This window comes from Streptomyces vulcanius (assembly GCF_042653945.1).
Taxonomy (GTDB): domain Bacteria; phylum Actinomycetota; class Actinomycetes; order Streptomycetales; family Streptomycetaceae; genus Streptomyces; species Streptomyces mangrovi.
This window is the reverse complement of record NZ_JBHSFK010000068.1, coordinates 3,275-24,988: the sequence shown is the minus strand read 5'-3', so window position 1 is coordinate 24,988 and position 21,714 is coordinate 3,275. Positions and strand designations below refer to the sequence as shown.

General features: G+C 69.5%; 19 protein-coding genes and 4 pseudogenes. 10 read left to right on the top strand and 13 right to left on the bottom strand.

Going from position 1 to position 21,714, the window contains the following annotated elements:
• Positions 1-3: 3 nt before the first annotated feature.
• Positions 4-615 (bottom strand): dihydroxyacetone kinase subunit DhaL, encoded by a 612-nt coding sequence (dhaL, locus tag ACFPIH_RS53545; RefSeq protein WP_381166731.1) that lies wholly within the window; start codon positions 613-615, stop codon positions 4-6.
• Positions 616-667: 52 nt separating this feature from the next.
• Positions 668-1,660, bottom strand: coding sequence for a dihydroxyacetone kinase subunit DhaK (gene dhaK, locus ACFPIH_RS53540; RefSeq protein WP_381166729.1), 993 nt, complete (start codon positions 1,658-1,660; stop codon positions 668-670).
• A gap of 980 nt (positions 1,661-2,640) precedes the next feature.
• On the opposite strand from dhaK, the gene ACFPIH_RS53535 reads away from it, so the two are divergent.
• A complete protein-coding gene (locus ACFPIH_RS53535) occupies positions 2,641-4,599 on the top strand; it encodes a zinc-ribbon domain-containing protein (RefSeq protein WP_381166727.1) in 1,959 nt (652 codons plus the stop codon).
• A 143-nt stretch (positions 4,600-4,742) separates the two neighbouring features.
• Here ACFPIH_RS53535 and ACFPIH_RS53530 read toward each other — a convergent pair.
• Positions 4,743-4,958 (bottom strand): annotated as a pseudogene (locus tag ACFPIH_RS53530) (mycothiol transferase); the annotation flags it as partial.
• A gap of 15 nt (positions 4,959-4,973) precedes the next feature.
• Complete coding sequence (locus ACFPIH_RS53525) at positions 4,974-5,855, bottom strand: helix-turn-helix transcriptional regulator (protein ID WP_381166725.1); 882 nt, start codon at positions 5,853-5,855, stop codon at positions 4,974-4,976.
• A gap of 209 nt (positions 5,856-6,064) precedes the next feature.
• Here ACFPIH_RS53525 and ACFPIH_RS53520 point away from each other — a divergent pair, with 209 nt between their 5' ends.
• The 3 genes from ACFPIH_RS53520 to ACFPIH_RS53510 all read left to right on the top strand — a co-directional run bounded on the left by ACFPIH_RS53520 (position 6,065) and on the right by ACFPIH_RS53510 (position 8,359).
• Positions 6,065-6,967 carry an alpha/beta hydrolase gene (locus ACFPIH_RS53520; protein WP_381166723.1) on the top strand — a complete coding sequence of 301 codons (903 nt, stop codon included), beginning with the start codon at positions 6,065-6,067 and terminating at the stop codon, positions 6,965-6,967.
• A gap of 126 nt (positions 6,968-7,093) precedes the next feature.
• Positions 7,094-8,002 (top strand): alpha/beta hydrolase, encoded by a 909-nt coding sequence (locus ACFPIH_RS53515; protein ID WP_381166721.1) that lies wholly within the window; start codon positions 7,094-7,096, stop codon positions 8,000-8,002.
• A gap of 9 nt (positions 8,003-8,011) precedes the next feature.
• Positions 8,012-8,359, top strand: a complete 348-nt coding sequence (locus ACFPIH_RS53510; RefSeq protein WP_381166719.1) for a hypothetical protein — start codon at positions 8,012-8,014, stop codon at positions 8,357-8,359.
• Positions 8,360-8,598: 239 nt separating this feature from the next.
• Here the strand turns inward: ACFPIH_RS53510 and ACFPIH_RS53505 are convergent, their stop codons facing one another.
• From ACFPIH_RS53505 to ACFPIH_RS53485, 5 genes are all read right to left on the bottom strand, one after another.
• On the bottom strand, positions 8,599-9,240 hold the full coding sequence (locus ACFPIH_RS53505) for a CoA transferase subunit B (RefSeq protein ID WP_381166717.1): 642 nt from the start codon (positions 9,238-9,240) through the stop codon (positions 8,599-8,601).
• Positions 9,240-10,004, bottom strand: coding sequence for a CoA transferase subunit A (locus tag ACFPIH_RS53500; protein ID WP_381166715.1), 765 nt, complete (start codon positions 10,002-10,004; stop codon positions 9,240-9,242). The genes ACFPIH_RS53505 and ACFPIH_RS53500 overlap by 1 nt, the downstream gene beginning before the upstream one ends.
• Positions 10,005-10,138: 134 nt before the next feature.
• Positions 10,139-11,083: a fumarylacetoacetate hydrolase family protein gene (locus ACFPIH_RS53495; protein ID WP_381166713.1), complete on the bottom strand. Its 945-nt coding sequence runs from the start codon at positions 11,081-11,083 to the stop codon at positions 10,139-10,141.
• Entirely contained in the window at positions 11,080-12,681 is a 1,602-nt protein-coding gene (locus ACFPIH_RS53490) for an MFS transporter (protein WP_381166711.1), read from the bottom strand. Before ACFPIH_RS53490 ends, ACFPIH_RS53495 begins: the two co-directional genes overlap by 4 nt.
• 126 nt (positions 12,682-12,807) lie before the next feature.
• The gene (locus tag ACFPIH_RS53485) at positions 12,808-13,737 is read right to left on the bottom strand and encodes an MBL fold metallo-hydrolase (RefSeq protein ID WP_381166709.1); all 930 of its coding nucleotides are present in this window, start codon (positions 13,735-13,737) and stop codon (positions 12,808-12,810) included.
• 146 nt (positions 13,738-13,883) lie between these two features.
• On the opposite strand from ACFPIH_RS53485, the gene ACFPIH_RS53480 reads away from it, so the two are divergent.
• Together ACFPIH_RS53480 and ACFPIH_RS53475 are read left to right on the top strand one after the other, a co-directional pair.
• Positions 13,884-14,534 carry a TetR/AcrR family transcriptional regulator gene (locus tag ACFPIH_RS53480; protein ID WP_381166707.1) on the top strand — a complete coding sequence of 217 codons (651 nt, stop codon included), beginning with the start codon at positions 13,884-13,886 and terminating at the stop codon, positions 14,532-14,534.
• A 428-nt stretch (positions 14,535-14,962) separates the two neighbouring features.
• The gene (locus ACFPIH_RS53475) at positions 14,963-15,727 is read left to right on the top strand and encodes an SDR family NAD(P)-dependent oxidoreductase (RefSeq protein WP_381166705.1); all 765 of its coding nucleotides are present in this window, start codon (positions 14,963-14,965) and stop codon (positions 15,725-15,727) included.
• 107 nt (positions 15,728-15,834) lie between these two features.
• Here the strand turns inward: ACFPIH_RS53475 and ACFPIH_RS53470 are convergent, their stop codons facing one another.
• Positions 15,835-16,140 (bottom strand): hypothetical protein, encoded by a 306-nt coding sequence (locus ACFPIH_RS53470; RefSeq protein ID WP_381166703.1) that lies wholly within the window; start codon positions 16,138-16,140, stop codon positions 15,835-15,837.
• Positions 16,141-16,336: 196 nt separating this feature from the next.
• Between ACFPIH_RS53470 and ACFPIH_RS53465 the strand changes: the two genes are divergently transcribed.
• Together ACFPIH_RS53465 and ACFPIH_RS53460 are read left to right on the top strand one after the other, a co-directional pair.
• Positions 16,337-16,942 carry a dihydrofolate reductase family protein gene (locus ACFPIH_RS53465; protein ID WP_381166701.1) on the top strand — a complete coding sequence of 202 codons (606 nt, stop codon included), beginning with the start codon at positions 16,337-16,339 and terminating at the stop codon, positions 16,940-16,942.
• A 186-nt stretch (positions 16,943-17,128) separates the two neighbouring features.
• Positions 17,129-17,907, top strand: a pseudogene (locus tag ACFPIH_RS53460) (transposase family protein).
• A 79-nt stretch (positions 17,908-17,986) separates the two neighbouring features.
• On the opposite strand, the gene ACFPIH_RS53455 reads toward ACFPIH_RS53460, so the two are convergent.
• On the bottom strand, positions 17,987-19,330 hold the full coding sequence (locus tag ACFPIH_RS53455; protein ID WP_381166699.1) for an MFS transporter: 1,344 nt from the start codon (positions 19,328-19,330) through the stop codon (positions 17,987-17,989).
• Between ACFPIH_RS53455 and ACFPIH_RS53450 the strand changes: the two genes are divergently transcribed.
• Positions 19,329-20,144, top strand: coding sequence for a helix-turn-helix transcriptional regulator (locus ACFPIH_RS53450; RefSeq protein ID WP_381166697.1), 816 nt, complete (start codon positions 19,329-19,331; stop codon positions 20,142-20,144). The two genes, ACFPIH_RS53455 and ACFPIH_RS53450, sit on opposite strands and share 2 nt — an antisense overlap.
• Before the next feature lie 25 nt (positions 20,145-20,169).
• Positions 20,170-20,325, top strand: a pseudogene (locus ACFPIH_RS53445) (IS982 family transposase); the annotation flags it as partial.
• 437 nt (positions 20,326-20,762) lie between these two features.
• Here ACFPIH_RS53445 and ACFPIH_RS53440 read toward each other — a convergent pair.
• Together ACFPIH_RS53440 and ACFPIH_RS53435 are read right to left on the bottom strand one after the other, a co-directional pair.
• Positions 20,763-21,116 (bottom strand): annotated as a pseudogene (locus ACFPIH_RS53440) (transposase); the annotation flags it as partial.
• 82 nt (positions 21,117-21,198) lie between these two features.
• Positions 21,199-21,714, bottom strand: a 516-nt coding sequence (locus ACFPIH_RS53435; RefSeq protein ID WP_385879272.1) for a class II aldolase/adducin family protein, incomplete at its 5' end; no start/stop codon positions are given.

Here is a 21,714-nt window from a genome sequence, read left to right as displayed (position 1 = left end):
GCCTCACTCCCCGCCGGCTTCGGCGACTTCGGCGAGCGCGGCGACCAGCAGCGCCGACGAGGTGGCGCCCGGATCCTGGTGTCCGATGCTCCGCTCGCCGAGGTAGCTGGCCCGGCCCTTGCGGGCCTGCAACGGGGTCGTCGCCTCGGCGCCCTGCTCGGCGGCGGCCCGGGCGGCGCCGAAGCCGCCGTCGTCGAGCGCGTCGAGCGCCGGCACCAGCGCGTCGATCATCGTCTTGTCGCCGGGTGCGGCACCGCCGAGCTGCATCACGGCGTCCACACCCACGCGCAGCGCCCGCGCGAACTCCTCCTCGCTCACCTCGTCCGCCTCTCCGAGGGCCTTGCCGGTGCGGCGCAGCAGGGTGCCGTACAGCGGCCCGGAGGCCCCGCCGACGGTGGAGATGAGCTGCCGCCCGGCCAGCACCAGCACCGCACCGGGTGTCTGCGGCGCCTCCTTCTCCAGCACCGCGCTCACCGCGGTGAACCCGCGCTGGAGGTTACTGCCGTGGTCGGCGTCCCCGATGGGAGAGTCGAGGGCGGTGAGCCGCTCCGCCTCGCGGACGACGGACGCGGCGGTCGCCGTCATCCAACGGCGGAAGAAGTCGGCGTCGAGCACTGGTTCTCCTTGCGTGACGGTGTACGGACGCGGGTCTGGCCCCTGCCCCTGCTCACATACCCCAACGCAGCCCGGGCGTCTTCACGGGGGCGTCCCACAGCCGCAGCAGCTCCTCGTCGACCTGGCACAGGGTCACCGAGGCACCGGCCATGTCCAGGGAGGTGACGTAGTTGCCGACCAGGGTCCGGGCGACGGCCACCCCGCGCTGGGTCAGCACCCGCTGCACCTCGGCGTTGAAGCCGTACAGCTCCAGCAGCGGGGTCGCACCCATGCCGTTGACCAGGACGAGCACCGGGTTGCGGGCCGGCATGTCGTCCAGGATGGCCTGGACGGCGAAGTCGGCGATCTCGCCGGACGTCATCATCGCCCGCCGCTCCCGCCCCGGCTCGCCGTGGATGCCGATGCCGAGTTCCAGCTCGCCGGCCGGCAGGTCGAAGGTCGGGCTGCCCTTGGCGGGGGTGGTGCAGGCGCTGAGCGCGACGCCGAAGCTGCGGGAGTTCTGGTTCACCTGCGCGGCGATCGACTGGACCCGCTCCAGGGGCTGCCCCTCGTCCGCCGCGGCGCCCGCGATCTTCTCCACGAACAGCGTCGCGCCGGTGCCGCGCCGCCCCGCCGTGTAGAGGCTGTCGGTGACGGCCACGTCATCGTTGACCAGCACCTTCGCGATCGTGATGCCCTCGTCCTCGGCGAGCTCGGCAGCCATGTCGAAGTTGAGCACGTCGCCGGTGTAGTTTTTCACGATGAACAGCACACCCGCTCCGCTGTTCACGGCCGCGGCGGCCCGCAGCATCTGGTCGGGCACCGGCGAGGTGAACACCTCACCGGGGCACGCGGCCGACAGCATCCCGGGTCCGACGAATCCGCCGTGCAGCGGCTCATGCCCCGAGCCGCCGCCCGACACCAGCCCCACCTTCCCGGCCACGGGAGCGTCCCGCCGTACGATCACCCGGTTCTCGACGTCCACCGTCAGCTCGGGGTGAGCCGCCGCCATCCCCCGAAGCGCGTCGGCGACCACGTTCTCCGGAACATTGATCAGCATCCTCATCGGATACCTCCTGTGAGATGAGCGGATGAGTCCCTGACCTCGATTTTTCCAGGTCAGGGCAGGTTCGGCCACTTAACGATCTTGGCGGTCCACGGCGGTCGAAAGCGGGCTCTGGCGGTACTGATGCTGACCTGTTGCTGACTTCTCTGACGGGGTGTCAGATCTGGCTGGCGCGCGTTCAGACGGCCCCGACTGCCTGCTCCCGGAAGGGTTGACACCGAGGGAGCCCTGATCACCTGTGCGACCGCGAACGAGACCATCTGTGGCCGTTCGGCTGCCAGGACTGGACTGGTCAGGGAGAGAACTGCGAAACCGCTGCTTGCCGGAGCATTCACCAGAGGCACGGAGGGGATTGCGGTGAGTGGAGTAAGCACTTCGCGTCTCGATCCCAAGCTCGGGCGTCTGTTCCACATTCCAGGCAGGCCTGGCGGAAAAGCCTGTTGCGACCCACTCAACCGAGCATCCCTGAAATCCTGGCTACGTGCCAGATACCGGTGAGGGGGACGTCTCCAGGCCCGCGTGAGATCGTGCGCGTGCCGGAAGGCTGGAGGGCCGGCCTCTCCGCGCTCGACCGAGTGCAGTCCGTGACCGCAAACGTTGGCGTGCTGAGCAGCGAGCAGATTCTTCGTCCGCTGGTGGTACAGGGTTGAAAGGCTGCTGACCAGCGGAAATGGCCTCGAAGGAGGCGGTGAGCGGCTTTCTGACCCGTGAATGGTCCAGATCTTGATCCGCGACCGCGCCGGAAGGTTGGATCTCTCCCTCTGGGAAACGTTTGGCCAGCCGGTCGAAGTCGGCCCGGAACTTCGTCGGGCCGGTGGCCCTGCTCTGTCAGACCACCCTCGTATCCTCACGCCGTGATCGCATCTCAAAGATCAGACGCCTCCGGGAACGGCGCGACGGCACTCGCCGCCTGGCCGCCTCAGCCGGCGCCGCTCGATGCCGGGAGCGGTCGTGAGGGCCGTTTACGGATGCTTCGCCATATGCGCTCTGTCTGGGACGACATCAATGGAGCCCGCCGTGAGCGGATGAAGAAGGAACTCGCAGTGGCCCAGGCCCGGCAGGCCGAAGCCACCGCGTACTGGAATCGGCACAAGGTCACGGTCAAGGACCGGTGGGACAGCCGTACTGGTGGCCGCGGGCAAACCACGGTCGCGGATATCCCGGAGGTCGCGGCGCAGTGGCACCGGGACAATGTGGACCGTCCCGAGCAGGTCTCGGCGACTGCTCAGAGGCGCGGCGAGGCCAGTCCCTACCTGTGGCAATGCTCCCTTGGCTTCGGTCATGAGCCGTGGCCGGCCTGGCCCAAGGACCGTATCCGGGAGGGAGCAGGGTGCCCCGAGTGTCGGCGTTTGATCCGGCTGTCGGACCTTCCGACGCTGGCCACTCAGTATCGTGGACAGAGACCAGCGAGCGAGATCACCCACGCTGCGCATGAGAGCGTGCCGTGGATCTGCCGGACTTGGGCGGTCGATCCAAGTAGCGCAGTGTGGAAGCCAGTTGAGCACCGTTTCCACGCGGTGGTCAAAGAGCGGGCCCTTCAGGGGAACGGCTGTCGGGTGTGTGCGGGATACGTGATCGACGACACGAACTCGCTGTTCACCTGGTTCCCGGATCTCGCGGACGAGCTGGATGCTCCGGACCTTGACCCACGTCAGCTGACTACGAGCCAGCACAACGTTTCTCGGAAGCAGGCTGCCGACGCAGGCGGCGAGGGTATGTACGCGACTCTGCCGTGGAGATGCCGTCACGGCCACGGCTGGGAGGCGACCATCCTCAACCGTGTCCAGGGGACTGGTTGCGGCAAGTGCTCGACGTCCGGAATATCGAAGGAGCAGGTCCGGCTGGTTGCTGAGCTTGCCGGACTCATCGACCTCGTACCACCGGAGGACCGTGATCCACGGTTGCCGGACGGTATACCCGACTTCGCCTCACACCATCTCACCGTGCCGCCGGGGCACAAGCCATCCCACTGGCGGTACAAGGACGTCGAGGTCGACGCGGTCTTCCAACTGCCTCACGGCGTCCGCGTAGGCCTCGAATACGACGGAGCTTTCCACCACTCGGCCAGGCAGCGGGACCGCCGCCAGTACGAGAACGACAAGAGTCGGGTACTGGTTGAAGCGGGGCTTCTGGACCTGCTCATTCACGTGCGGATCGGCGATCTGCCGGAGATGGCGGCCCCTCACGCTCTGGTTGTGGCGGTACCTGAACGGGCCGCGGCCCATCAGCAGGCCGGTGCGGTGGCCTCGGCTCTCTCGGCGTGCTTCAGCGGGGCGCTGCCGGGGCTGGACGCGTACCTCAGCGGCCGCAGGGCCCGGTGCCAGGCCGATGCCGATGCCTACATCACCGCGGTATGGGGCGAACTGCGTCCTCCGCGTCGAAGGCTGAAGAAGGCGGGTCCGCCGACATTGCGCCGTCTCTCCCCAAAGGCCCCGCATGCCGACAGCCTGCTGTCACCCGTTTCCGAGCCCTACCGGAACCCGGAAAAGCCAGATGAGATCATCCGCGACTACCAGTGCGCATGCCGAAATCCCGAGATCTTCACTGCTGTCCAGTCCCAGGTCACATCCGGAAACACCCGCAGCTGCGGATGCCTGGCGACACAGGCCAGACGGCGTTCGCGGCCAGCCGTCTCCGGGCCCGAGACCCACGCCGTCCGAGCCTGGGCTCAACAACGCGGAATTGCCATCGGTGGCAGCGGACGGGTCCCGGACCGGGTGACCGCTTCCTATCGCCTCGACCAAGCCGGGCGCGACGACCTGCTCGGCCCGGACGGCCTGCTGGATGAGGCACGCGTTCGCGAGTGGGCGGTGCGAGCTGGGTGCCAGCTGGGCGCGAAGGGCAGGGTGACCGGAGAGCTCTGGCTCGACTACTCGTCCAAGGAGCTTGTGTCTGGGGCACGGCCCAAGGAGACGCCGGGACCGCCCGTAGGTCGCTGATCGAAGAAACCAGGAGCCGTGGCTGGTCGTCTACCAAGGTCGACACGGCAGACGAGCCGGGCGGACGGCCGCGTGGAGCCCCCAGGGGCTTCCCGAGGAACGTCCGGACTCCACAGGGCAAGGTGGTGGCTAACGGCCACCCGGGGTGACTGGCCGGGAGAGTCGATGGCGAGGGCGGTGATCGTCGCGTCCGAGTGCTCCCATGCGCGACGGTAACGGTCGACGACCTCGCCGCGCGTCTCGTGCTCGGTCGCCCACATGTCGGCACCGTATTCCCCGGCATCGTCCCACCGGGGCAGAGGCTCAGGGAACGGCCGGTCGAAGACCTCACCGAAGTACCTGGACTCCAAGTGTTCGACGGGGAAACCAATCGCTCAGGTCTCGTCGGCCGTGGGGACCGCCCGCTCCTGATCGTGGGTGGCCGCCCAGGTTGCCAGCAGGCGCAGGCCGTCCTCGGAGGGGGTGCCGGGTTCGGCGCCGAAGGCGAGGAGGGTCAGGTCCTCGTCGGCGACGAGTGCCATCGCCTCGAAGGTGAGGTGGAGGGGGCCGATGGCGGGGTGGCGGAGGTGTTTGACGCCGGTGGTGTGGCGGCGTACGTCGTGGCGGGCCCAGCGGGTGCGGAAGTCCGTGCTGCGGGTGGACAGTTCGCCGATCAGGGCGGTCAGATCCGGGTCGAAGGGGTTCCGGCCGGCGTGGGCGTGGAGCAGGGCCACGGCGTCATCCGCGGCGTGGTCCCAGTTGTCCCAGAAGGTGTGGGAGCGGGCGTCGAGGTAGATGAACCGGGCGTGGTTGGCAGGCTGCCACGCACTGTCGTGGAGTGGTGCGAACAGGGCCCTGCCGAGTGCGTTGCTCGCCAGGACGTCCGTGCGGCCGTTGATGACGGCTGCCGGGGTGTCGGTCATCGTGTCGAGGAGGCGCTGGACGTTGGGGCGCACACCCTGCGGGGCCACCGGTTTGCGGCGTCGGCGCGGACTCGTTCCGGCGGCGCGGGCCAGGTCGTGGAGGTGGGAACGTTCGGCGTCGTCCAGCCGCAGGGCGCGGGCGAGCGCGTCCAGGACTGTGTCGGACACCCCGGCGAGGTTTCCCCTTTCCAGGCGGGCGTAGTACTCGACGCTGACCCCGGCGAGCTGGGCTGCCTCGGAGCGGCGCAGGCCGGGCACCCGGCGGGCGCCGTAACTGGGCAGCCCCGCCTGGTCGGGGGTGATCCTGGCCCGGCGGGAGGTCAGGAACTCGCGGATCTCGCTGCGGTGGTCCATGCCTTCCAGGCTAGGCAGCCGCAGGGCTTGGTGGGGTGCCCTGCCATGACACCTTTCAGCGGTGACTCCCTCGTTCGCCGGTGCACCGGTTGCATGGTTGTCGGCCCGCTCATTGCATGCTTTCGGACCGACTCTGCGGGCTTTCACCTCGATCGGGGAGCGGCGGCCCCACGGCCACTCTCCCGGACAGATCAGCGAAGGACATCACCGTGCAGAACGTCACCTTCACCAATGCCGGCGTCACCATGGCCGGGAACCTCCACCTCCCGGACGGCTTCTCCGAGGACCGGTCCTACCCGGCGATCGTGTCCGTCCACCCGGGCGGCGGCGTCAAGGAGCAGACGGCCGGCCTCTACGCCGAGAAGCTCGCCCGTGAGGGCTTCGTCACCCTCGCCTTCGACGCCTCCCACCAGGGGGAGAGCGGCGGCCAGCCCCGCCACCTCGAAGACCCCGCCTCCCGGGTCGAGGACGTGCGGGCGGCCGTGGACCATCTGTCCACGCTCGGCTACGTCGACGCCGACCGCATCGGCGTGCTGGGCATCTGCGCCGGCGCCGGCTACGCCGTCAACGCCACGATGACCGACCGCCGTATCAAGGCCGTCGGCACCGTCAGCCCGATCGACATCGGCGCGGCCTACCGCCTGGGCTGGGACGGTACCGAGCCCGTCGCCACGCAGCTCGCGACCCTTGACGCGGTGGCCCAGCAGCGGGCTGGCGAGGCCCAGGGCGCCGACGCCGCCATCGTGCCGTACGTGCCCGAGACGGTGGACGAGACCACCGTCCCCGACATGGCCGAGGCCCACGACTACTACCGCACGCCCCGCGCCCAGCACCCGCGCGCCGACAACCGCATGCTGTTCACCAGCGTCGCCAACATCTACGCCTTCGACGCGTTCCACCAGGTCGAGACGCTGCTCACCCAGCCGCTGCTCATGGTCGCCGGCAGCAACGCGGGCTCCCTGTGGCAGGCCGAGCAGCTGCTGCCGCGGGTGAACAGCCCCAGGGAGCTGGCCGTCATCGACGGCGCCGGACACGTCTCCCTCTACGACGTCCCCGAGTACGTCGACCAGGTGACGGCCCACCTGTCGCCGTTCTTCACGAAGTACCTCTGACCCGGCACCGACCCGTCAGCCGGGCACGTGAGGTCCGCGAACCCCGAAGGCGCACCGGAACTCCGGGGCGCACGGATACGGCGGATGCCGCCGCTCATCTCTCCTGCGAAGAAAGAACCGAAGGAAATGAAGACGAACGTCACCTTCCCCAGCAACGGACTGAACCTCGCCGGACACCTCTACACTCCCGACGATCACGACGGTGGACGCCTGCCCGCCGTGGTCGTCGGCCATCCCTTCACCGGGGTGAAGGAGCAGACCGCCGGCCTGTACGCCCAGCGTCTGGCCGAGCAGGGCTTCATCGCCCTGGCCTACGACGCCGCCTACGGAGGCGGGAGCGAGGGCGAGCCGCGCGGCCTGGAGAACCCCTTCCAGCGGGCCGAGGACGTCAAGGCGGCCGTCTCCTACCTGAGCACCCGCGACGACGTCGACCCCGAGCGCATCGGCGCCCTGGGCGTCTGCGCCTCCGGCGGCTACGTCCCCTTCGCCGCACAGAGCGAGCACCGCATCAAGGCGGTCGCCACCGTCAGCGCCGTGGACACCACGAGCCTGGTGCGTGACGGCGTGGGCCGCACGGACGACGGCAGCGCCTTCCGCGGCATGCTCGAGCAGGCCGGTGCGCTGCGCACCCAGGAGGCGCTGGGCAAGCCGACGGTGCTGGTGAGCGCCCTGCCGGACGCCGTGGACCCGTCGATGCCGACGCTGTACCAGGAGTGCTTCGACTACTACCGCACCTCGCGCGGCCGGCACCCGCGCTCCACGAACCAGTGGGTGATGCGCAGCGTGGACCAGATGGCGCCGTACGACTCGTACGCCATGATCGACGCGATCTCCCCGCGGCCGCTGCTGATGATCGTCGGATCGGAGGCGGACACCGCCTACTTCAGCCGTGAGGCCATCGCGAAGGCGAGCGAGCCGAAGGAGTTCTTCGTCATCGACGGTGCCACCCACGTCGACCTGTACGACAAGGACGAGTACGTCACCCCGGCCATCGCCAAGCTCGCCGACTTCTTCGCCAGGAACCTGCCCGCCTGACGACCGGCCGTGCGGCGTGGCGCCGCCCCGGACGGCACCAAGCCCCGGGGTAACCGACCTCCGGGCCCCAGCCTCAAGCATCCCGGGCGGGGCTTCGAGATCGCCGAGCGGATCCGCCGTGAGTACGAGACCCACCTCCAGGTCGCCTGCGCCGGAGAAAGCGAGACGGACGACGGGCAGACGGCGAGCCGCGCGGAGCAAGACACCGCCCTGCGCCTTGCCCTCCTCGCCCACAAACGCGCCACCGTCGTCCGCCTCCGCGACGACAACAGCATCGACGACAGCGTCCTGCGGCGGGTCCAGGCCCGCCTCGACAACGAAGAAGTACGTCTGTCCCACAACGAGACGACCGAGTGATCCCCTACCTACCCCGGGTCGGCTTCACCAGCTCGTTCGGGCCGAACAGCAGCCTCACCACAGCCCCCGGTAGATGCTTCCACCGCGGAACAAGTTCTCCTGCGGCCGTGCACCGCACCGCGGTCCATTGTGTGCACCCCGTGGTCGTGTGGGGAGCGGGCGATGCCTGGGAATCGAAAGCGGCTGCCCATGCGGCTGTGGACGCGCGGAACGATCGCCGTGGCACGTGGTCGAGGGGTTCAGGTCCAGGCAGGCGCCGGCATCGGTGGTCCCGTACGTTCGCGGACGTACGGGAGGGTCACTCCGGGGGCGAGTTCGACCAGGGACAGGCCGTCGGCCGTGATGTCGAGGACGGCCAGGTCGGTGATGACGCGGTGGACGCATGCCTGTCCGGTCAGCGGGAGGGTGCATTCGTTGACGATCTTTGGTGTGCCGTCCTTGGCGGTGTGTTCCATGAGGACGATGACCTTGCGCGCGCCGTGCACCAGGTCCATGGCACCGCCCATGCCCTTGATCATCTTTCCGGGTACGGTCCAGTTGGCGAGGTCACCGGCCGCGGAGACCTGCATGCCGCCCAGCACGGCGACGTCTATGCGGCCGCCGCGGATCATCCCGAAGGACTGTGCGGAGTCGAAGAACGCGGCGCCGGGCAGCACGGTGACGGTCTCCTTGCCCGCGTTGATCAGGTCGGGGTCGACCTCGTCGTCGTACGGGTAGGGGCCGGTGCCCAGGATGCCGTTCTCCGAGTGCAGCACCACGTGCACGCCGGGCGGGAGGTGGTTGGGGATTCGGGTGGGCAGTCCGATGCCCAGGTTGACGTACGAGCCGTCGGGCAGCTCGCGTGCGGCGCGGGCCGCCATCTGGTCGCGGGTCCAGGCCATCAGTGCCGCTCCTCACACGTGCGGACGGTGCGTTTCTCGATGCTCTTGTCGTCGGCGGGGACGGGGCCCACGATCCGGTCGACGTAGATGCCGGGCAGGTGGACGGCGTCGGGGTCGATGGCGCCGGGTTCGACGAGTTCCTCGACCTCGGCGATCGTGATCCGGCCCGCCATGGCCGCCAGGGGGTTGAAGTTGGCGGCACTGCGGTGGAAGACGAGGTTGCCGTGCCGGTCGCCGCGGGCGGCCCGCACGAGGGCGAAGTCGGTGGTGATGGCCTCCTCCAGGACGTGGGTCCGGCCGCGGAACTCCCGGATCTCCTTCGGCGGAGAGGCCACGGTGATGGCCCCGTCGGGGCCGTAGCGCCAGGGCAGTCCGCCGTCGGCGACCTGGGTGCCGACGCCGGCCGGGGTGTAGAAGGCGGGGATGCCGGTGCCGCCGGCGCGCAGCCGTTCGGCGAGGGTGCCCTGCGGGGTGAGTTCCACTTCCAGTTCACCGGCGAGGTACTGGCGGGCGAACTCCTTGTTCTCGCCCACGTAGGAGCCGGTCACCCGGGCGATGCGGCCTGCTGCCAGCAGGATGCCGAGCCCCTGCCCGTCCACGCCGCAGTTGTTGGAGACCACGCGCAGACCGCCGGCACCCTGCGCGAGCAGGGCGCCGATGAGGACGGTGGGGATACCGCACAGCCCGAAGCCGCCCACCGCCAGCGAGGCCCCTTCCGGTATGTCGGCGACCGCGTCGGCGGCCGAGGCCATGACTTTGTCCACGTTGTTCACGCCTTTCCCCCCGGTGCCGGACGCGGTATCGGGCACCGGGGTTTGCCAGAGGCAGGTTGTTCAGGGGGTGGAGGCGTCGGGCTGGGGGAGGGCCGTTGCTCCGGCCCTCCCCCAGGAGTACGGGGTCATCGCCTGCGGCGGGCGGGTGGCAGAGGCACCGGAGCGACGCCTTCGACGACGGTGTTGCTGATGGTGCCGATGCCCTCGACCGTCATGGTGACCGTGTCGCCGGGGACCAGCGGCCGGGGCTCGAAGGCGCCGCCGCGGCCCCAGAGTTCGGCCAGGCAGCCGCCGTTGCCGCAGGTGCCGGAGCCCAGGACGTCACCGGGGCGGATCCAGGTGCCGCGTGAGGCGTACGCCGTCATCTCCTCGAACGTCCAGGCCATGTCGGCCAGTCGGTCCTGACCGACGTGCTCGCCGTTGACCTGGACGGTCAGTGCGAGGTCGAGGAAGCCTTCCGGGTTGCGATGGGGTTCGAGTTCGTCGGCGGTGACGAGCCAGGGGCCGAGGGTGGTGGCGGTGTCCTTGCCCTTGGCCGGCCCGAGTTTGACCTTCATCTCGCGGCCTTGCAGGTCACGGGCGGACCAGTCGTTGAGGATCGTGTAGCCGATGATGTGCTCGCATGCCTGCTCGGGGGTCAGGTCCCGGCCGGCCTTGCCGATGACGGCGGCCACCTCGAGTTCGAAGTCGAAGCGGAGACAGCCCGGCGGCAGGGGCACGTCGTCGTGGGCGCCGATCATCGCGTACGGGTTGGTGAAGTAGAACGCGGGCGCGGCGTACCACTCCTCGGGGACGGTGTCGCCGTATCCCCGGGCGACGCCTTCGACATGGCTCTCGAAGGTCATGTAGTCGCGTACGGTCGGCGGTCGCAGCGGCGGCAGCAGCCGCACGTCTGCCAGGGGCAACGGCAGGATGCCGGCCAGGGCGCGTTCGCCCGCCCCGCGCAGGGACTGCTCGCCCTCCACGATCAGATCCAGCAGTTCGACAGGGTGTTCGAACGCGTGGACCTGGTCGTCGGCGACGGCTCCCGCCTGCCGTTTCCCGTCGTGGACGAAGGTCGCGAACCTCATGCCGCACTTCCGTCCGCCTCGGCCGGCCGCGTGCCGCTGCGCCCGAAGCCGACGAAGACGGCGGCGATCACCGCGGCAGCCACACACGCGACGGCGGTGAGGATCAGTCCGCTGTTGTAGCCGCGGGCCAGGGCGTCCGTGGTGTACGGGGCGAGCTTGGCGCTGAGCGGGCCGAGGTCGGCGCTGTGCAGGGCGAGCGGGCCGCCCTCGTTGAGGACGGCGGAGGCGATGCCGTGCTCCTTGGGGGTGAGGTCCGCGCCGGCGAGGCTGCCGGTGAGCTGACTGGCGGCCATGCCGAGGGCGACGGCGCCGACGACCGCCGGGCCGAGGGTCTGGCCGAGGTCGCGGACCAGGCTGGTGGTGGCGCCCGCCATGCCGGTCAGGTTGGGCGGTACGACGTTGACGGCGGCGGCGGTGAGGGCGGCGACGACCAGACCGAAGCCGACACCGTTGAGCACGAGCGGCCCGAGCAGGGGGATCAGACCGCTTTCGTGGATCGGCACCGCCCGCAGCCACAGTTGGGCGCCGGCCAGCGAGACGAACCCGGTGACGAGCATGGGGCCGGGGCCCACGCGGTGCAGCAGCCGGACCAGCAGCGGCCAGATGAGCGGGGTGACGCCCTGGATGACGAGGAAGGGCACCGCGGCCTGGAAGGGGCTCTGGTGCTGGATGACGCCGAGGCGGATGCTCAGGTCGTACGCGCCGCCGAGGAAGCCGAACATGCCGATCACCGCCATCGCGGCCGACGCGGCGAAGGCCGGGATGCGGAACAGCTCCAGGCGCAGCATCGGGGCCGCGCTGCGGCTCTCCATCAGCACGAACGCGACGATGAACACGGCGAAGGCGACGAAGGACGTGACGACGGGTGCCGAGCTCCAGCCGTCGGAGGGGCCCTGGATGATGCCGTACAGCAGGGCGAGCATGGCCACGGCGATGGCGATCTGTCCGGGCCAGTCGAGCGAGCGGCCCTCGGGGGCGCTGGACTCGGCGGCCAGCAGCCGGGCACCCGCCGCGGTGATCACGGCGAGCACGCCGGTCACGCCGAACGCCCACTGGAAGGAGGCGTGCTCGACGATCCCGCCGGACATCAGCGGGGCGAGGAAGGCGCCGAGCGACAGGGCCGTGGTCCAGGAGGCCAGCCCCTTGGCTCGCGCGGCCGGGGTGGTCGTGATCGCGGTGATCATGGACAGGGAGGCGGGGAAGAGCGCGGCGGCTCCGATGCCGGAGATCGCCTGGCCGGTGATCAACTGGGCTGCGGAGTGGGAGGTGGCGGACACCAGGTAGCCGACGGCGGACAGCAGCGCCGCGCCCACGACCAGTTTCTTACGGCCGTACAGGTCGCCCAGGACGCCGAAGGTCAGGGCGAGGACGGCGGCGGGCACCAGGAAGGCGTCACTGATCCAGGTCAGTTCTCCGCCGGTCGCATGGAGGGTGCGCTGCATGACGCCGTTGATCGCGGCGGGCAGGACCAGTCCGATCTGGGCCAGGCAGACGGCCAGACAGCCGGCGATGATCGTGCCGGTGTGGCGTGCCGTGGCGGCCGGTACGGCATCGGAGGTCCGGGCGGCGGGTGGGTCGTAGGCGGGGGTGGAGACCATGTCTCCTCCTTGCGGGGTTTGGCGGGACATAGGGCCCGAGGGGACGGCGGGGAGCTGGGCGCACCGGGCGGGGCGGTGCGCCGTCGGCGGAGGGTGAGGCCTCGTCGGGGCAGGCGGGGAGCGTCGTCAGACGCGGGGGCAGAGCTCGGCCATGCAGCCGAACAGCCCGGGGCCGTCGAGTGGGGGCAGTGAGGGGTCGAGCTCCCGGTAGACGGTGTGCACGTTGACGGCGAGGCGTTCGCTCTCGTCCAGGTCGGCGAAGCGGCCGAGGCGGATGTCGCGGGCCGCGTCCAGGGCCGGCATTCCGGCGGTGAACCGGGCGGTGGCCTGGTCATGGACGTATTCGAGGTAGTCGCGGATCTCACGGACCGTCTGCTTGGTGGTGACCGGGCCGTGGCCGGGCACGACGATGTCCGCGTCGAGGCCCAGCAGCAGATCGCAGGCGGCGAGCCAGCGGGTGAAGGGGCCGTGCCAGACGACCGGCGCCGCCCCGGCGAAGACGATGTCGCCGGTGTAGACGATCCGGGCCTGCGGCACGTGCACGATCGTGTCCCCGGCGCTGTGCGCGGGACCCACGTCGATGAGGCGGACCTCGGTGCCGCCGATGTCCAGAACGGCCTCGCCGTCGAAGATTCGGTTCGGGAGGGCCGGTTCGATGTCGGTGTAGTCGAAGCGGCCGAAGATCCGGCGGGCGAAGTGTCCGGCGGGGCTGTCCATGCCGGTCAGCGCCAGCATCTCGGCCGGACCCACCTGGCGCATGTCCGCCACGGACCCGCGGGCCGCGATGATCTCGGCGTGGGCCACGAGCTGGTTGCCGAACCAGTGGTCGCCGTTGCCGTGGGTGTTGACCACGGTGGCGATCGGCGCGGTGGCGGTCAGCGGCGTCAGCGCGTCGAGCATGGTCTTGGTCAGCCGCAGGTCGTAGAGGGTGTCGACGAGCAGTGACGCGCCCCGGCCGGTGATCAGCCCGGCGTTGCTCATGCCCCAGCCGACATCGCCCGCGATCCAGGCGTAACAGCCGTGTCCGAGCTCGACACAGCCCGTCCGGGATGCCACGGAAGCCACGTTGCCTCCTGTCTCGTCCCGCGCCAGATGGCGAGACTTGAGTACATTGGTGGACTGGAGTCCATCAATGGTCGACAATCTAAGAAGATGGTGCGGCGGCGTCAATACCCCCGCGGCCCTGTGCTGTACTGGAGGCCATGAAGATCCCGGAGGCAGGAGCCGAAGTCGTGCCCGCGCCCGTGCCCGCAACGCCGCCCGCCGGACGCCGGGAACGCAAACGACAGCAGGTGCGCGACCAGCTCTACGCCGCGGCGCTGCACTTGTTCGTCGCCCAGGGGTACGAGGCGACGACCATGGACCAGATCGCCGAAACCGCCGACGTCGCCAGGGCCACCGTCTTCAACCACTTCTCGCAGAAGATCGGCTTCCTGGAGGAATGGGGAGTCCGCCGCCGCGCCCGCGTCAACGAGATCCTCGGCGCCCAGCATGCCGAGGACCTGCCGGTCGGCGACCGGCTGCACCGCTACCTGAAGGAGATGGCCGACCTCAACGTCGCCTCCCGCGCCGAGACCTCCGTCCTGATGGACGCCTCCGCGCGGTACGGCCGCCTCCTCCAGGACCCCTCCCTGGAGATCGAACTCGCCAGGATCGTCGACCAGGGGCAGCAGCGCACGGAGATCAGGGCGGACGTCGACTGCGAGCAGGCCGGACAGTTGCTGGCCGCCTCCTACTTCACGACGATCCTGCGCTGGATCCGCGAGGAACCGGCCCCCTTCGACCTCCACCAGCGACTCGCCGGCGCGCTCGGCATCATCCTGCTGGGCCTCCTCGTCGGCGAAGCGGCCTGACGCGGCACGTCACCTTCATCCAGCCGCACGCGCGAAGGTGAACCAACCCTTCAGCCGACCCACGCCCTGCTGGCGGGCCGCTGGAGCACCGTCTTCTTCGCACCGGCCGCCATCGTGCTCGCGGAGACCTGCGCCGAGGCGCTTCTACGCCGACGTGGGGCACTTCGGCCGTCGGGTGATCACCCGCGCCTGGCTGCTCCTCGTCTTCCCCGCCTGCATCCTCGGCTTTCGGCACCTTTCTCCAGTCGGCTGCCAGGGAGAGGCGTCGTTGCCTTCGTGGCACGATGCGTCTCATCCACCAGATCTCGGTGCCCCGCATGCTCAGTGGTCACCCTGATCGGCTTCGCCAGCGGCTTCAGCGCCGGCATCACGATCATCCGACTCTGACCCAGCGGCAGACCAGGACGGAACGACAGAGCCAGACGGATGTGTTCGCCACGGCCCGCACGCGGGACGAAGCGGACGGACTGTCGAAGCGGGCCAGGGCGGAAGGTCTCGATCTGCGGGTGACGACGCTCGACGTATCCGACCCGCCCGCCTGCGAAGCGGCGTTCGAGGACATCGCCCACCTCACCGCCGGCGGCCCCGACGCAGTGGTCAACGCGGAGGGATTCGCGGTGGCCCAGGCCGTGGAGGACGTCACCGAGGAAACGGCGCACCGCCTCATGGAGATCAACACCTTCGCCGCAATGCGCCTCGCGCGGTTGGTGCTTCCCGCGATGCGCCGCCGCGGCCGGGGCCGAATCGTCAACCTCTCCTCGGCTGCCGGGCGTTCAGTGCTGCCGCTGGGCGGATGGTACGGCGCCAGCAGGGCGGCGTCCGCCGCACTGACCCACGCACTGCGGATGGAACTGGCCGGCTCCGGAGTACAGGTCGTGCTCATCGAGCACGGCTTCCATGCCACGGGCCTGCTGGAGGACGCAGTCCGTTCACTCACACCGCCCAGCAACATCTCAACCCACGTCACCGACTGTTACCGAGACGCCGCCGCGGCGCTGAGTGATCCGACGCGGTTCGCCGGCCCGGACCGGGCCGCCGCCACCGTGCACCGGGCCCTGACCGCCCGCCGGCCCAGAGCCCGCTACACCGTGGCGATGGACGCCCGCCTGGCAGCGCCTCTGATCGCCTCGCTCCCGTACGCGATCAGCGACCCGGTCAAGCGCCTCGTACTGGGCCTCGCGGAGTATCCGTAGACGTCCATGACGAGCAGAGGGGTCGGTTCCGCTTGTCATGCGGTGGGCCATGAGCTGGGTGAACAGGTCATCCACTAACCGAGATCGCGCAGATCGCGACCTCCCGCCTACGGCAGCAGCGGATTCGCCGGCTGCGATCCGTGCCCGGCGAGATAGAGCTTCATGGCGCACTGATCTTCGGCCTCGATGAACACCTGCTGCCCCCAATATGCACTGAGACGGTGCGCGACATCGACCAGTCGGCGGCGTTCCTCCGGCGAGTATGCGGGGAACCGGACCCAGCCTCGTTCGGCGATGATGTTGCCGAGATCGCTGAACAACACCGCCCGAGCGCGCTGCTCTTCCTCCTCCGTCAAAGGCGTGGATCCGCCTTCCGCGGGCTGCACCCGGACGTTGTACAGGTCTCGGATCACTGGCTTCTCGCAATTCGTCTGGGCTGTTGCCGGAGAGACTATCGGCGCAGCCAGCGGTCACAGCTGCCGGAATATCCAAGCGTCTCCCCTCACCGGGATGCCCCGCCTCGCGACCTACGGCACTGGATGCGCACCAGGTCTCACCGATGAGTTTCCGGCGGTTGTGCCGTCTACCCGTCGACGAAGGGAGCGCACCATGCGCGAGATCATCGTTTGCACGTTCCTCACGCTGGACGGCGTCATGCAGGCGCCGGGCGGTCCGGACGAGGACGCTGAGAGCGGCTTCGAGCACGGCGGCTGGCAGAAACCGGTGGCCGACGACGAGGTCGGCACGGCCATCGCCGGTTGGTACGAGCACTCCGACGCGATGCTGCTCGGCCGCAAGACGTACGACATCTTCGCGTCGTACTGGCCGACCGCCGATCCCGGCAACCCGTTCACCCATCGGATGAACAGCATGCACAAGTACGTGGCGTCTCGGACCCTGACGTCCGTCGAGTGGCAGAACTCCACGCTGCTGGAGGGCGACATCGTCGATGCCGTACGCAAGCTGAAGGTGTCCGAGGGCGGCAACATCAACGTCGTCGGCAGCGGCGACCTCGCCCAGACCCTCACGCAGCACGGCCTCGTCGACGAGTACCGGCTGACCATCCATCCGGTGATCATCGGCACCGGCAAGCGCCTGTTCGCCGACGGAGCGATCCCCACTGCGCTGGAACCGGTCAGCGTCTCGACGACGAAGGGCGGCACCATCGTCGGCGTCTACCGGCCGAACGGTAAGCCCAGCTACGACAGCTACTAAAGGGGTTTCGTTCGGATCACCGAACGGACCGGAGAAAGATGCCCGCGACGCGGAGTCCGGCCAGGTAGACGGTCGCGGTCTTCTCCTAGATGATCAATTCCAAGGGATCGGCTGTGCGCATGGGGCTAGGGCGTCCAACGTCAGTGTGTGAAGACAGAGTTGGACACCCTTGCGATCGCACTCTAGGTGAAGACCGACGACCTGCTGAAGGCATCTCCGCGTCTCGCGCCATGGCGGCCGGCTGTGGGGATCGCCCCGCAGCTCACCGACGCTGAGCTGGTCACGCTGGCGATGATGCAGGCCATGCCCGGCTTCACCTCCGAGGCCAGATGGCTCCGCCACGCACGCTCCCACCTGCGACATCTTTTCCCATACCTGCCCAAGCAGCCCGGCTACAACAAGCGGCTGCGCAAGGCCGCCGGACTGCTCCGCCGGGTCACCCGGCTCCTGGCCACGGACACCTCGGTGTGGAGCGACGACGTGTGGATCGTGGACTCCACGCCGGTGGAATGCGGCCGTTCACGCGAGACCGTCAAGCGTTCCGACCTGGCCGGATGGGCCGAGTACGGGTACTGCGCCAGTCACAGCCGCTTCTTCTGGGGCCTGCGGCTGCACCTGGTGTGCACCCTCCAGCGCCTGCCCGTCGCGTTCGCCCTGACCGGGGCCAAGGCCGACGAGGCTTCGAAGACGAGCTCGCCGGACAGGACATTCGGCTGCTGCGGCCTGCCCGCAAGGGCGAGCCGGAACGGCCTGGAGTTCCGCTGTTCAAACCGTTGCGCCAGGTCATCGAGTCGGTCAACGAGACCTTCAAGGGCCAACTCGATCTCGAACAGCACCGAGGGCGCACGCCCGGCGGTGTCGTCGCCCGCGTCATGCAGCGCGTCCTCGCGCTGACCGCAGCGATCTGGCACAACGATCACATCGGACAGCCTGTCCTGCGTTCACTGACCGCCTATGACCACTGACCCCTTGGGGCCGATCATCCTGGCGGTTCAGTCTGGATCTCCGGGTGAACGAACGAGAGACGGCCGTGATGCGCGAGTTCTATGGCTGGTGTGCGGCTTCGGGACGCGTCGGTGGGGATGGCGGCTGTGCCGGGGTGACGGTGTAGCGCCAGAACGGTCGGACCAGCAGTGCGCCGGCGATGACGACGATCATGCAGAGCAGCGAACTGCCTGTCCACGCGACACCGAGACCGGTGGCGGAGGCCATGGCGCCGGCACGTAGGTCTCCGAGGCGCGGACCGCCGGCGACGACGACGGTGAAGACGCCTTGCAGCCGGCCACGCATGGCGTCTGGTGCGTAGGTCTGCAGAATCGTCTCGCGGTAGACCGCGCTGACGAGGTCCGCCGCTCCGGCAGCGGCCAGCAGGGCCGCGGCCGCGAGGAGGTGGTGGACGGTGCCCGCGAGGGCGATGGCCGCCGCCCAGGTGGTGACGGCGATCGCCAGCGCCCGGCCTTGGCGGCGCACTCGTCCGATCCATCCGCTGAACAGCCCCGCTGCGACCGACCCGATGGCGATGGCCGAGTACAACAGTCCCACTCCTCCGCCGAAGCGCAGCTGTGCCGCTTCCGGGAACAGGGCGGTCGGCATGGCCATCGTCATCGCCGCGATGTCGACCGCGAAGGACATCCAGAGCACGGGGGCGGCGGCGATGAACCGCAGCCCGTCGAAGACCGAGCGCAGCCCGCCGGTGCGGGCCCCCGAGCCGGTCGGCAGGATCGGGGGCAGGTTGACGGCCGAGTACACCAGGACGGAGAACAGCACGGCGTCGGCGCCGTAGGCCCAGCAGTAGCCGTTCGGCAGCGAGATCAGGAGGCCCGCCACAAGGGGCCCGGCGACCTGCCCGACATTGCCGGCGGTGAAGTACAGCGTGTTCGCGGCGGGTACCAACGGGGTGGGAACGATGCGGGGAATGATCGCGCCCCGGGCGGCGGACGACACGGCGAAGGCGCCGGCCTGGACAGCGACGAGGGCGAGGATGAGGGGCACCGAGCGCAGATCGGCGAGCGCCTGGAACAGCAGGGCGAGTGTGATCGCCCAGGTGAGGCAGGCCGATGCCAGGTAGAGCGTACGGCGGTCGAACCGGTCGGCGATGGCGCCGCCGTACAGGCCGAAGACCACGAGCGGTACGAGGCCGGCCAGCCCCGCCAGCCCCACGATGAGCGACGACCGCGTCAGCGCGTACACCTGTACCGGGATGGTGACGCTGGTGACCATGGTCCCGATGTATGCCGCGCCCTGCCCGATCAGCAGGCGACGGAAGACAGGGTGCGCCAGCGGGCGGGTGTCGAGGGCGATACCGCGCAGGCTGGAGACCAGCCGGGCCTTCAGTGCGGGCGGGGCCGTGGGAGGAAGATCGCGCGGGATGTGGGATGTCGTGGGCATGGTCACCACGCTGGCAGGACCGCGCGGTGTGCCGCTTCCGTTATTCTGCCGTCGTATGTCGGAAAACAGTCAGACGGAGGAGGCGGCGGAGCCCAGGGACACCACGCATGCCCACCTGGCGGGTGAGGCCATCGGCCGCCACCAGCATGGCTATCACCAGCTTCTCTACGTCAGCGCCGGTGTGCTGGCGGTGCAGACGGGCGAGGCATCCTGGGTGGCGTCCAGGGCGCGCGCCGTGTGGATTCCGGCGGGCATCTGGCATCAGCACCGGGTGCACGGGCACAGTTCCGTGCACACGCTCGGCTTCGCCGCCCACGACGTCCTGCTGAAGTCCGAGGCGCCGGTCGTCGTGGCCGTGGACAACCTGGTGCGCGAACTGATCATCGCGTGCAGTGAACCGTCCCTCCCGCAGCAGGAGGCACGCCACCTGCGCGCCGTCCTGCGGGACCGGCTGCGGCGAGCCCTCGTGGAGCCATTGACGCTGCCCACCCCCGACAACTCCCTGCTGCGGCAGGCGTGCGCGCTGGTGGCTGGCGATCTGCGACAGCCGCGGACTGCCGCCTGGCTCGCGCGGAGCATCGGCGTGAGCGAGCGCACCCTGGCCCGGCTGTTCAGGAGCGAGTTCGGCATGACCTATCCACAATGGAGGACCAACGTCCGGGTGTTTCACGCCATGGTGCTGCTGGCGGAAGGAGCAAGCGTCAGTGAAACGGGACGCCAGTGCGGATGGGCCACGACCAGTGCGTTCATCGACACGTTCAGCCGCACCATGGGCCAGACACCGGGAACCTATCGCATCGCACCCGGTGGGTGAATTCCCAAGCCAGGCTTCGTGAGCCAAAGGCCAACTCGACCTCGAACAGCACCGAGGACGCACCCCCGGCGGTGTCATCGCCCGCGTCATGCAGCGAATCCTCGCAATAACCGCCGCGATCTGGCACAACGATCACACCGGACAGCCCGTCCTGCGCTCACTGACCGCCCATGACCACTGATCCCTTGGAATCGATCATCTAGCGGGTGGCGGGCCGCGAGGGCGCGCAACCGAACGGCTGACGTCCGCAGGCAGCCACACCTGCGCCCGCAGTTCCTCCCGCGCGTCCCGCCGTTCCTGCTCCCACGCTGCCCGCCGCACCCTGCTTCCGCGCGGCACGGCCGTCGGCCCATTGCGGTGCCCTCGCTCTCCCCGGCCGGGTCATAGACCGTCCGGCCGGAGGCGTCCAGCCACGCGGCGACCCGCCGCCACTCGGCATGCCGCGCCGCCCACACCTGCGCCAGGTGCGCAGGGTCACCGTCGTACGGATCCGGGCCGGCACGGCAGCCAGCTCCTCACGGGTCTCCGGCTCCCGCCGCGCGGCCTCCGCCGTCATCTCCGCCTCCCACGCGACGGCCAAACCGTCGCCCTGGCGCCTGACGATGTCGCGCGCGAGGCCCGCCGGCCCTCAGCCGTGACGGCCAGGACGACGTAGATCGGCCGGTTGGCGACCGCACCGTCGCGGATCTTCACGTGGATGGCGTCGATGAAGACGACCGGATAGACGGGGTCGAGCGGGCGGCTCTGCCATTCCGCCATGCCTTCCAGGACCTTGTCGGTGATGGTGGAAATGGTCTGGCGGGAGACCTCGGCTCCATAGACCTCGGCCAGGTGCGACTGCACCTCGCCGGTCGTCAGTCCCTTCGTGGCCAGCGAGATGACCATCTCGTCGACGCCGGTCAGGCGCTTCTGCCGTTTCTTGACGATCTTCGGTTCGAAGGATCCGTCGCGGTCGCGGGGCACGGTTATCTCCTCTTCGAGATGCCGGTGTTTCCGGACTCGTTCGGTTCCCGGCACTGGTCCCAGCCGCCTCGTGCGTGGGGGCCAGGGTTTGTCATGGGGAGGGGGCTGGGGTTGGGTTGCCGTAGTAGGCGTCGGGGCCGTGTTTGCGGGTGTAGTGGCGAGCCAGTAGGTGCGGGGGTGGTGGGGTGGTTGGGGACAGGGCCAGGGTGTGGAGGGCGATGTCGGCGACGGCTTCGCAGATGATGGCGTGTTCGAGGGACTTTCGGGCGGTGGTGGCCCAGGTGAAGGGGCCGTGGTTGGCGACGAGGGCGGCGGGGACTTCGGACGCTTTCTGGTCGTCGCCATCGAGCTTGTCGATGATGACGCGGCCGGTGTTGTACTCGTAGTTCTTCGCGCACTGTTCGGCGGTGAGGTCGGGGGTGCAGGGGATGGGGCCGTTGAAGGTGTCGGCGTGGGTGGTGCCGAGGACAGGGATCTCGCGGCGGGCCTGGGCGAAGGCGACGGCGTGGGTGGAGTGGGTGTGGGTGATGCCGCCGATGGAGGGGAAGGCCAGGTAGAGGCAGCGGTGGGTCTCGGTGTCGGTGGAGGGGCGCAGGTTCCCGTCGAC